8 protein-coding genes and 1 pseudogene are annotated in these 10351 nt (G+C 71.0%); 2 read left to right on the top strand and 7 right to left on the bottom strand.

From position 1 onward, the window contains the following. Both E0H26_RS29555 and E0H26_RS10985 read right to left on the bottom strand, forming a co-directional pair. Positions 1 to 185: pseudogene (locus E0H26_RS29555) on the bottom strand (tetratricopeptide repeat protein); the annotation flags it as partial. A 504-nt stretch (positions 186 to 689) separates the two neighbouring features. Next, entirely contained in the window at positions 690 to 1046 is a 357-nt protein-coding gene (locus E0H26_RS10985; RefSeq protein WP_131303470.1) for a VOC family protein, read from the bottom strand. A gap of 156 nt (positions 1047 to 1202) precedes the next feature. Between E0H26_RS10985 and E0H26_RS10980 the strand changes: the two genes are divergently transcribed. After that, on the top strand, positions 1203 to 4055 hold the full coding sequence (locus E0H26_RS10980) for an aconitate hydratase (RefSeq protein WP_131303469.1): 2853 nt from the start codon (positions 1203 to 1205) through the stop codon (positions 4053 to 4055). Positions 4056 to 4145: 90 nt separating this feature from the next. Here the strand turns inward: E0H26_RS10980 and E0H26_RS10975 are convergent, their stop codons facing one another. The 3 genes from E0H26_RS10975 to E0H26_RS10965 all read right to left on the bottom strand — a co-directional run bounded on the left by E0H26_RS10975 (position 4146) and on the right by E0H26_RS10965 (position 7847). After that, positions 4146 to 4748 carry a GTP-binding protein gene (locus tag E0H26_RS10975; protein WP_131303468.1) on the bottom strand — a complete coding sequence of 201 codons (603 nt, stop codon included), beginning with the start codon at positions 4746 to 4748 and terminating at the stop codon, positions 4146 to 4148. Positions 4749 to 4802: 54 nt separating this feature from the next. Next, positions 4803 to 5225: a roadblock/LC7 domain-containing protein gene (locus tag E0H26_RS10970; RefSeq protein WP_131303467.1), complete on the bottom strand. Its 423-nt coding sequence runs from the start codon at positions 5223 to 5225 to the stop codon at positions 4803 to 4805. Positions 5226 to 5309: 84 nt separating this feature from the next. After that, complete coding sequence (locus E0H26_RS10965; protein ID WP_131303466.1) at positions 5310 to 7847, bottom strand: sensor histidine kinase; 2538 nt, start codon at positions 7845 to 7847, stop codon at positions 5310 to 5312. A gap of 291 nt (positions 7848 to 8138) precedes the next feature. On the opposite strand from E0H26_RS10965, the gene E0H26_RS10960 reads away from it, so the two are divergent. Next, positions 8139 to 8387, top strand: a complete 249-nt coding sequence (locus E0H26_RS10960) for a DUF2630 family protein (protein WP_131303465.1) — start codon at positions 8139 to 8141, stop codon at positions 8385 to 8387. 45 nt (positions 8388 to 8432) lie between these two features. Here the strand turns inward: E0H26_RS10960 and E0H26_RS10955 are convergent, their stop codons facing one another. Together E0H26_RS10955 and E0H26_RS10950 are read right to left on the bottom strand one after the other, a co-directional pair. After that, positions 8433 to 9371, bottom strand: a complete 939-nt coding sequence (locus E0H26_RS10955; RefSeq protein WP_131303464.1) for an RIO1 family regulatory kinase/ATPase domain-containing protein — start codon at positions 9369 to 9371, stop codon at positions 8433 to 8435. Positions 9372 to 9539: 168 nt separating this feature from the next. After that, positions 9540 to 10184 (bottom strand): HAD family hydrolase, encoded by a 645-nt coding sequence (locus E0H26_RS10950; RefSeq protein WP_131303463.1) that lies wholly within the window; start codon positions 10182 to 10184, stop codon positions 9540 to 9542. Positions 10185 to 10351: the final 167 nt, after the last annotated feature.

Genomic DNA, 10351 nt, shown 5'->3' with positions numbered 1-10351 from the left:
CGATCCCCCAACCCGTCATACACGCCGCCGATGTTGTTCAGGGTGACAGCCTCGCCAGCACGGTCACCGACCTCCCGCATGACGGGCAGCGCCTGCCCGTAGTAGGTGAGAGCCTGCTGCCGATCCCGGCGCAGCCCAACCCGGCCCAGCCCGGCCCCGGCCCACCCGAACCCACTCCGGCTCATCCCAGCCCGGCCCGACTCGCCCCACCTCGGCACGGCTCATCCCAGCCCGGCTCGCCCCCACCCCGCCCCGGCTCGCCCCCCACACCGGCCCGTCGATCTTGCACTTTCGGTCGCCGGAATGCCCGAAAAGACAGCCTTCGCCCCGACCGCAAGTGCAAGATCGCGGAAGGGAGCGGGCGCAGTGAGGGTGGGCTCGGGGATCTTGGTACGGGACGGCCTCCGCGGGGGCCGTTCCGTACCAAGATCCGCGAGCGGGACCGGCGGTGTCCACCGGGAGGCCGACCGGCGATGTGGGAGTGCGGCGTGGGCGAGCAACGGAGCCAGGTCGAACGCGGCTTCGACGCCGCGCAGGCACTGGCGCGACCTGGCGGCCAGGCACGACATGTTCGGTGTCCACTTCCACGCCTTGCTCGACTCGTCGAACTTCGATCGACCTACCCGACCCGTCACCGAGCAGATCGACGCGCTGCTGGCCCGGTACCAACAAGATCCGCGGGACAGGATCTAGCGGGCGGGGGCGAGGAACTCCAGGCGGTTGCCGTGGGTGTCCTCGGTGTGGAAGCGACGCAGGCCGGGCAGTTCGTCGTCGCCCCAGACGACCGGGTATCCGGCGGCAGCCAGTCGGGCGGCGAGTGCGTCCAGGTCGGGCCGGAGCAGGGCAGGGTGCGCCTTGCGGGCCGGGCGGAAGTCGTCCTCGACGCCCAGGTGCAGTTCGGCGCCGTACCCGGTGAACCAGCAGCCACCTCGGGCCGCGAGGGCCGGCGGCTTGGCCTGCTCGGTCAGGCCGAGCAGGTCGACGTAGAAGGCCCGTGAGCGGTCCTCGGCACCGGGCGGGCAGGCGAGCTGGACGTGGTGGATCACGATGACACCCCCGTCCATACGATGACACCGGCTTGCGCTCATAGCAAGACGGACGTACGGTTTTGTTGACAGCGAGATCGGCGGTAAGTGTCACCTAACCACGGCGACGCTCCGGCCGGTGCGACAGACTGCTCAGGACTACTCACGGTCGCTGGTGTGAAGGAGTACGACGTGGCGAGCCTCGACACCTTCGGTGCGAAGACCCAGCTGCGCGTCGGAGACGCGAGCTACGAGATTTTCAAGATCAGCCAGGTGGAGGGGCACGCTCGACTCCCCTACAGCCTGAAGATCCTGCTGGAAAACCTGCTGCGGACCGAGGACGGCGCGAACATCACCGCCGAACACATCCGTCAGCTGGGTGCCTGGGACCCGAACGCGGACCCGAACGTCGAGATCCAGTTCACCCCCGCGCGGGTGCTGATGCAGGACTTCACCGGCGTACCGTGCGTGGTCGACCTCGCCACCATGCGGGAGGCCGTCCGCGACCTCGGCGGCGATCCCACCAAGGTGAACCCCCTCGCCCCCGCCGAGTTGGTCATCGACCACTCGGTCATCGCCGACCTGTTCGGCCGCGAGGACGCCTTCGAGCGCAACGTCGAGCTGGAGTACGCCCGCAACAAGGAGCGCTACCAGTTCCTGCGCTGGGGCCAGAGCGCCTTCAACGAGTTCAAGGTGGTCCCGCCGGGCACCGGCATCGTGCACCAGGTCAACATCGAGTACCTGGCCCGGACCATCATGGAGCGCGGCGGCCAGGCGTACCCGGACACGGTGGTCGGCACCGACTCGCACACCACGATGGTCAACGGCCTGGGCGTGCTCGGCTGGGGCGTCGGCGGCATCGAGGCCGAGGCCGCCATGCTCGGCCAGCCGGTCAGCATGCTGATCCCCCGGGTGGTCGGCTTCAAGCTCGCCGGTGAGATGCCGGCCGGCACCACCGCCACCGACCTGGTGCTGACCATCACCGAGATGCTGCGCAAGCACGGCGTGGTCGGCAAGTTCGTCGAGTTCTACGGGCCGGGCGTGAGCGCCGTGCCGCTGGCCAACCGGGCCACCATCGGCAACATGTCCCCGGAGTACGGCTCCACCGTGGCGATCTTCCCGATCGACGCCGAGACCGTCCGCTACCTGGAGCTGACCGGCCGCGACCCGCATCAGGTCGCGCTGGTCGAGGCGTACGCCAAGGAGCAGGGCCTCTGGCACGACCCGGCTGCCGAGCCGGAGTACTCCGAGCACCTGGAGCTCGACCTGAGCACCATCGAGCCCTCCCTGGCCGGGCCGAAGCGCCCGCAGGACCGGGTGCCGCTGGGCAGCGCCAAGACCCTGTTCCGCGCGGCGCTGACCGACTACGTGGCCGCCGACCAGACCGGCAGCGACGCCGACGCCCGGGGCGGCGTGCTCACCAACCCGCCGTTCGGCACCGCCGGCCCGGCCGACGAGGCCAGCGCCGAGTCCTTCCCGGCCAGCGACTCGCCGGCCAACGAGGTCAACGACCCGGCCGATGCCCCGCGCGACCTGGTGACCGCCGCCGTCGGCTCCGGTGGACGAGCCACCAACCCGATCCGGGTCACCGGCGACGACGGCAACGAGTACGAGTTGGACCACGGCGCGGTGGTGATCGCCGCCATCACCTCCTGCACCAACACCTCCAACCCGCAGGTGATGATCGGTGCGGCGCTGCTCGCCCGCAACGCGGTGGACAAGGGCCTGAACCGCAAGCCGTGGGTGAAGACCACCCTGGCGCCCGGCTCGAAGGTCGTCATGGACTACTACGAGCGGGCCGGCCTCACGCCGTACCTGGAGAAGCTCGGTTTCCACCTGGTCGGCTACGGCTGCACCACCTGCATCGGCAACTCCGGCCCGCTGCCGGAGGAGATCTCCGCCGCGGTGAACGAGGCCGACCTCGCGGTCGTCTCGGTGCTCTCCGGCAACCGCAACTTCGAGGGCCGGATCAACCCGGACGTGAAGATGAACTACCTGGCGTCCCCGCCGCTGGTGGTGGCGTACGCCCTCGCCGGCACGATGGACATCGACCTGGCCAACGAGCCGATCGGCGAGGACAGCGAGGGCAACCCGGTCTTCCTGCGCGACATCTGGCCGAGCACCGCCGAGATCCAGGACGTCATCGCCTCGGCGATCGGCGCCACCGGCTTCAGCGCCGCGTACGCCGATGTCTTCGCCGGTGACGAGCGCTGGCAGTCGCTGCCGACGCCGACCGGCGACACCTTCGCCTGGGACGGCGAGTCCACCTACGTGCGCAAGCCCCCGTACTTCGAGGGCATGGGGCAGCAGCCCGAGCCGGTGACCGACATCGCCGGTGCCCGGGTGCTGGCCAAGCTGGGCGACTCGGTGACCACCGACCACATCTCCCCGGCCGGCTCCATCAAGGCCGACTCGCCGGCCGGTGAGTACCTCGCCGCGCACGGCGTGCCGCGCCACGAGTTCAACTCGTACGGCTCGCGGCGGGGCAACCACGAGGTGATGATCCGGGGCACCTTCGCCAACATCCGGCTGCGTAACCAGCTCGTTCCGGGGGTGGAGGGTGGCTTCACGGTCAACCACCTGACCGGCGAGACGACCTCGATCTACGACGCCTCGATGACGTACCAGGAGGCCGACGTCCCGCTGGTCATCCTGGCCGGCAAGGAGTACGGCTCGGGTTCGTCGCGGGACTGGGCGGCCAAGGGCACCATGCTGCTCGGGGTACGGGCGGTCATCGCCGAGTCGTACGAACGGATCCACCGCTCGAACCTGATCGGCATGGGCGTACTGCCGTTGCAGTTCCCGGCCGGCGAGAACGCCGACTCGCTGGGGCTGGCCGGCACCGAGACGTTCACCGTCACCGGGGTGACCGCACTCAACGACGGCTCGACCCCCCGCACGGTCAAGGTCACCACCGACAGCGGCGTCGAGTTCGACGCGGTGGTGCGGATCGACACGCCGGGCGAGGCGGACTACTACCGGCACGGCGGCATCCTGCAGTACGTGCTGCGCCGGATGATCGCCAGCTGACGTTTCAGGCCGAAGGGCTCCTTCCCGCGCAGGCGGGAAGGAGCCCTTCGATCGTTTGCGGTTCCGCCGCGCCGCGCGCCGGCGGGCCCGCTATTCGGCGGTGCGGCGGGACTCTCGGAGCTTCAACGCGTGCTCCACCAGGGTGATGAGCGCTTCCTTGACCGACTCGCGCTGCCGGGCGTCGCAGAGCAGCACCGGGACCTCGGGGTCGAGGTTCAGGGCGGACTGCACCTCGTCGAGCCGGTACTGCCGTGCTCCCTCGAAGCAGTTCACCGCGACCAGGAACGGCGTGCCCCGGCCCTCGAAGTAGTCGATCGAGGGGAAGCAGTCGGCGAGCCGGCGGGTGTCCGCCAGCACCACCGCGCCGATCGCGCCCAGCGCCAGCTCGTCCCAGACGAACCAGAACCGGTCCTGACCCGGGGTACCGAACAGGTACAGCACCAGGTCGTCGCTGATGGTGATGCGACCGAAGTCCATCGCCACGGTCGTGGTCTGCTTCGCCTCGACACCGGAGAGGTCGTCGATGCCCACTCCCGATTCGGTCAGCACCTCCTCGGTCCGCAACGGTTTGGTCTCACTGATCGCGCCGACCAACGTGGTCTTGCCCACCCCGAATCCACCCGCGACCAGGATCTTGATCGCTGTGGGCAATGCGGCCGTGCCCGACGACCGCTCAGAGTGCCCGTAGTCCATTGATAACCGCCTCGAAGATGCCTGGTCGGGAAAACGCCGACGCTGCTGTGCGGGCTAGTTGTCCCCGTTGATCTGCTCGGCCGATCGGGTCGGCGACGCGACGTACTTGCCGACCCGGGTGACCAACATGGCCATCTCGTACGCGATCAGTCCCACATCCGCGTCCTCACTGGCCAGTACCGCGAGGCAGGCGTTGCGACCGGCGGCTGTGACGAACAGGAACGAGGACTGCATCTCGATGATCGTCTGCTGCACCTGCCCGCCGCCGAACCGCTTACCCGCGCCCCGGGCCAGGCTCTGGATGCCGGCCGCCATCGCCGCCAGGTGCTCGCCGTCGTCGCGGCTGAGCCCCTGCGAGGAGGCCATCAGCAGACCGTCGGCGGACAGCGCGACCGCATGGTCGGCCTGCTTGACCCGGCCGACCAGATCGTCCAGCAACCACGTCAGGTCGGCACTCGATGCCGTCTTCTGCGCCACTTCGTCGTCCTCTTCTCCCCCGGCTCATCGCCGTGCTCATCCTGGTCCTGACCGCTTGTCGGCGGATCGCCGCCCGATCGACGGTCAGGACTCCTGTTGGTCGGCGTCGTCGGACTCGTCCGTGTCACCTGGCCGACCGCCACCGCCGAGCAGCCGGGCGGCGTCCGTGCGTCCGCGCCGGGTGCCTGTCTGGTACGAACTCATCATGCGTCGAACCTGTTCGGGTTCGCGGATCACGTCGTCGTCCTCCTCCGCGACCGCAGGCGCGGCCCGCAGGGCCGGCGTGATGCTGGCCTGCCGGATGCGGACCGGCAGCCCCGACTCGGTGCGGGCCGGCTCGATCGGGCCGGCACCACCCGGTCTGGTTCGCGCCGCCGTGCTTCCCGCCCCGGAACTGTCGGTGACCGGTGGGCCGGCGCGGACGTCCAGCGGGCGCCGGGGCGGGCCGTCGGCCCCGGGCGGGGACGCGACCGGCAGACCGATCGGAAGGGTCGGTCCGTCCAGTGCGGAGTGGACCGGCCGACGCCGCGACCGGGTCGGCAGCCCGACGTCGGTGCCGGGCGGCCCGAGTGGGATCTCCACCGGCGGGTCGGCAGCACGCCGCTGTTCGACGGCACCGCCGGGGCCGGGCGCGGGTGGCAGCGCCATCGGGGCCACCGACCGCTCGGCCGGCACGGCCCGGTCCGGCTCGGCGGCCGGCGTCGGCCGCCCCGTGCCCGGGTCGGCCGGGTCCGCCGGCTCGGCGCCGTCGACGACGATCAGGGTGCTCGGGATCAGCACCACGGCGGTCGTGCCGCCGTACGCGGACTCCCTGAGCCGTACCTGTATCCCGTGCCGGTCGGTCAGCCGGCTCACCAGGTGCAGGCCCAGCCGCGAGGCGTCGGCGAGGCGCGGTTCGGACCGGTCCACGATCCGGTGGTTGACGGCGGCGAGGTCCTCTTCGGTCATCCCCAGACCGCGGTCCTCGATCTCGATGGCGAACCCGTTGGCGACGAGCTGCCCCCGCACCTCGACGGTGGTGTGCGGCGGGGAGAAGGACAGCCCGTTCTCGATCAGCTCGGCGAGCAGGTGGATGACGTCACCGACCACCTGACCGGCGAGCGACACCTCACCGATGGGCAGCACGGTGACCCGGGTGTAGTCCTCGACCTCACCGACCGCGCCCCGGACCACGTCGACCAACGGCACGCTGCGCCGCCAGGCACGACCCGGTGTCGAGCCGGCCAGCAGGATCAAGTTCTCCGCGTTACGCCGCATCCGGGTGGCGAGGTGGTCCACGCGGAACAGCTCCGCCAACTCCTTGGCGTCGTGCTCCCGCCGCTCCATCACGTCCAGCAGGGTGAGCTGGCGGTGCACCAGGGCCTGGGTACGCCGGGTCAGGCTGAGGGAGACCTCGCGGGCCGCCCGGTGCGACTCGGCCTGCTCCACCACCGTACGGATGGCGGTGTCCTGCACGGCGTTGAAGCCCCGACCCAGCTGGCCGACCGCGTCGTCACCGGAGCGCAACGGCGCCGCCTCCCGGGCGACGTCCACCGGTTCACCGCGCCCGACCCGCTCCACCACGCTCGGCAGCCGCTCGTTGGCGAGTCGGAACGCCGCGTCGCGCAGCCGCTGCAACTGCTGCACCACGGCCCGCGCGGTGGTGATCGAGATGACCACCGCGGCGATGACCACGAGCAGCCCGAGACCGGCGGCGAGCACCAGCCGGACGATGACACCGACGGCGACCGGGGTGGCGCGCTCGACGACCTCGTCACCGCCGGCCAGTACCACGTCGCCGATCTCGATCAGTGCGGCCGAGGTGGTCTCGTTCCACTCCTGACTGTCGAACGGCATCCGTACGGTGCCGGAGGCGAGCATGACCTCGCGTTCCAGTTCGGCCAGCCGCCTGAAGTCGGTGCCGGCGATCAGCTGCTCGTAGCGGCGCTGATCGGCCTCGGGCAGCCGGCGGACCGCCTGCTCGGCGAGGAACTGCCGGGCCCCCACCAGGCGGGTGAACTCCGCCCGCTCGGCCGGGGTGATCCGGCCGGCGGCCAGGATTCCGGCGAGCATGGCGTCCTCCTGGGACACCAGTTCCCGGGCCTGGTTGAGCCGGATGAGTTGGGCGGTGTTGTCGGCGATCTCGTCGTCGTCCAGGTTGCCGAGCGCGTCGTAGACCTGGTAGATCGCGCCGATCAGCGCGGTGTACGCGGTGCCGGCCTCGCTCCGGCCGATGTTGCGCTGGTCGACCGCGGCGCGGGTGTCCGGCAGCGCGGCCAGTCCCTGGTTCAGCTCGGCGACGCGCTCGTGCAGATCCTTGCTGCCGAAGACGCCGACCTGCCAGTGGTCGGTCGACTCGACAAACTCGGTGGCCAGGTCGTCGGTACGCTGCCGAAGTTGCGTCAGTTCGGCGCGCTGCGTCTCGTCCGGTCGCCCCAGATACACCAGTGAGGTACGCCGCTCCGACTGGAGTTGCAACAGCAGCGGCTCGCTGGGCTCGAAGACCCGTACGTCGAGCGCCTGCACGCCGACGAGGTTGACTCCCTCTCGGACGGTGACCCAGGCGGCGAAGCCCCAGAGAGCCGTCAGCGAAACCAGCAGGGCCACGACCTTGGTGCGCAGCTTCGAACTGCGGGAACCCATCACACCGTCCCTGGCCCTGGCCCAATCGATCGGTCGGTCAGCCGCGCGCCACGCACACCGACCCCGGCGCACGCTAACAGCGGCACCGCGCCAACTCAAGCGCTCGTGATCATGCCCTGGTCGGCCCGCTCCGGGTGCCGTCGGTAGCGCCTGCCGACCGTCGGCACCACCGCGACGGCCAGTCGTCCCGCCACGATCCGCCGGCCGAGCGAAGCGAACTGGGCCCGGCCGGGCCGGGCTCGCCGCAGGGGAATCCGGGCGTGGCCCGCCGTGCTGTGCCAGGCTCAGGGCATGGACGACAAGACCATCCTGAGCCGGATCTCCGAACTGGTCGACGAGGAGCACCGGCTGCGCGCCACCGCGCAGGCCAACGAGGCGGGCACCGACGACGAGGCCCGGACCCGGCTACGCGAGCTGGAGGAATCCCTCGACCAGTGCTGGGACCTGCTCCGCCGGCGCCGTGCGGCGCGGCAGGCACACGGCGACCCCGAGGCGCAGGGCGCCCGGCCGGTGTCGGAGGTCGAGCGGTACCTGCAATAGCTGTGGCCCGGCTCCGGGCGGCGGTCCGCCGCCCGGAGCCGGTGATCAGCGCAGGCCCGCCTCACGCGCCAGCAACTCGGTGAGCGCGGTCGGCTCGACGAGACCCGGCGGCAGGCCACGGGCGGCGAACCAGGTGGCGACGACCCGGACGTCGCGGGCCAGGAAGTCCCGTCCCTGCGGGTTGGCCACCACGTCCACCACCTGCGGCAGATCGATCAGCACCAGTCGCCCGGCGTGCACCAACAGGTTGTACGGCGACAGGTCGCCGTGCGCGTACCCGGCCCGCGCCAGGACCATCAGGGCCTCGACGAGTTGCTCCCACAGCCCGCGTAGCTCGGCTCCGGCCGGCCGGAGTTCGGCCAGCCGGGGCGCGGCCCGCCCACCGTCGGGGTCACCGAGGAACTCCAGCATCAGCTCGGTGCCGCGCAGTTGCACCGGGTACGGCACGGCGACCGTGCCGTACCGATCGCCGATCTCCCAGAGCTGGGCCAACGCGGCGAACTCGGCCGCCGCCCACTGCCCGGCGATCATCTGCCGGCCGAACGCCGTCCGTCCGGTCATCGCCCGCATCTCCCGTGATCGGCGGACCCGACGCCCTTCCAGGTAGCCGGCGTCCCGGTGGAAGAGCCGGTGCTTGGGGTCGCGGTAGCGCTTCGCCGCCAGCAGGCAGGAGCGGTCGCTGTCGGGGACGGCCCGGCGGACCAGGTGGACGTCCGCCTCCTTGCCGGTCTTCAACACCCCGAGTTCGGTGTCCTTGGCGGCCAACTCGGTGACCAGCCAGGCCGGATGGGGTTGCGGGCCGTGCACGGCGTCGTCCCAGGAGGACCAGACCTCGCCGGTGTCCGGATCGGCTTCGTCAGCAGGGTCGGCCGGAACCGGCCCGGGCTGGCGTCCGCGCTTCAGGAAGCTCGGTTCGTCATCGTCGTCAAAGCGGCGCTTGCCGCGGGTGCGGCGCTCCCGCGCCGCGGAATCGTCATCGCGCACTGCGCTGGTTGTCCCTTGTTCGAGGTGGTTGAAGGCCGGAAGTGACCTGCGAAGACGGCCATGACCGACCCCCTCTCCTCGACCGGGCGGGCGCCCGGAAAGACAATGCGCGGACCATGCTCGTGGCACCCTCGGCGCCAGGTCAACCGATTTAGGGACCGGCCGGTCTCAGGCGCCCATGACGGCGGCGACCGCGGCGATCACCGTGTCCACCGTGACGGTCGGGGCGAACCGGCTGTCCGTCCAGCGCCGTCCCCGGTGCAGCCAGATGCTGGGCAGGCCGACGGCGGTCGCACCACCGATGTCCGCCTCCGGGCCGTCACCGATCACCCAGGCGCCGCGCAGCGGCATCCGGACCCGCTGGGCGGCCAGCGCGAAGATCCGGGGGTTGGGCTTGCTGACCCCGGCTTCCTCCGAGATCACCCAGTCGGCGACGTAGCGGTCCAGGCCGGTACGCCGGATCTTGGTGTCCTGCTGGCGTACGGCCCCGTTGCTCACCACGACCGGCATCCAGCCGGCGTCGTCGGCGATCCGCAACGCGCAGGCCACCAAGGGATCGAGGCGGGTGAACTCGACCACCCCGTCGTGCAGCTCCTCGACCAGGTCGATGGAGGGGATGCGCAGCCGGTAGCGGTCCCGGATGGCGTCCGCGACATCCCAGCGATCGGTCAGGCCGTCGGCGTCGATGGACAGCAGCCATTCGATGTCGGCCGGCGGGGCGCCGATGCCGTCGAGGAAGCGCTCTGCCCAGGTGCGGAACGGCCCGGCCCGGTCGAGCAGGGTGTTGTCCAAGTCCAGCAGGAGCAGCGGCACTCGGGAACCCTACGGTAATTCGGTACCCGGCCGACAGGTCCGGATGTTACGCACTCGTGTCGGGCCGATACCGATGTTCCACATCTGTGCCCTCGCCGACCACGCCAGCGGGGAACGGCCCGGCCTGGGCAACGGTCACGGTGCCGGCCACCGCCCCTGGCCGGGGC

This window comes from Micromonospora zingiberis (assembly GCF_004331455.1).
GTDB classification, from domain to species: domain Bacteria; phylum Actinomycetota; class Actinomycetes; order Mycobacteriales; family Micromonosporaceae; genus Micromonospora; species Micromonospora zingiberis.
The sequence above is the reverse complement of the archived record's forward strand: the minus strand, read 5'-3'. Positions and strand labels throughout refer to the sequence as shown.

Bases quoted from the DNA above. Each gene is read 5' to 3' on its own strand.
- E0H26_RS10960 (WP_131303465.1), top strand. From the start codon at position 8,139: ATGGACGACAAGACCATCCTGAGCCGGATCTCCGAACTGGTCGACGAG.
- E0H26_RS10965 (WP_131303466.1), bottom strand. From the start codon at position 7,847: ATGGGTTCCCGCAGTTCGAAGCTGCGCACCAAGGTCGTGGCCCTGCTG.
- E0H26_RS10975 (WP_131303468.1), bottom strand. From the start codon at position 4,748: ATGGACTACGGGCACTCTGAGCGGTCGTCGGGCACGGCCGCATTGCCC.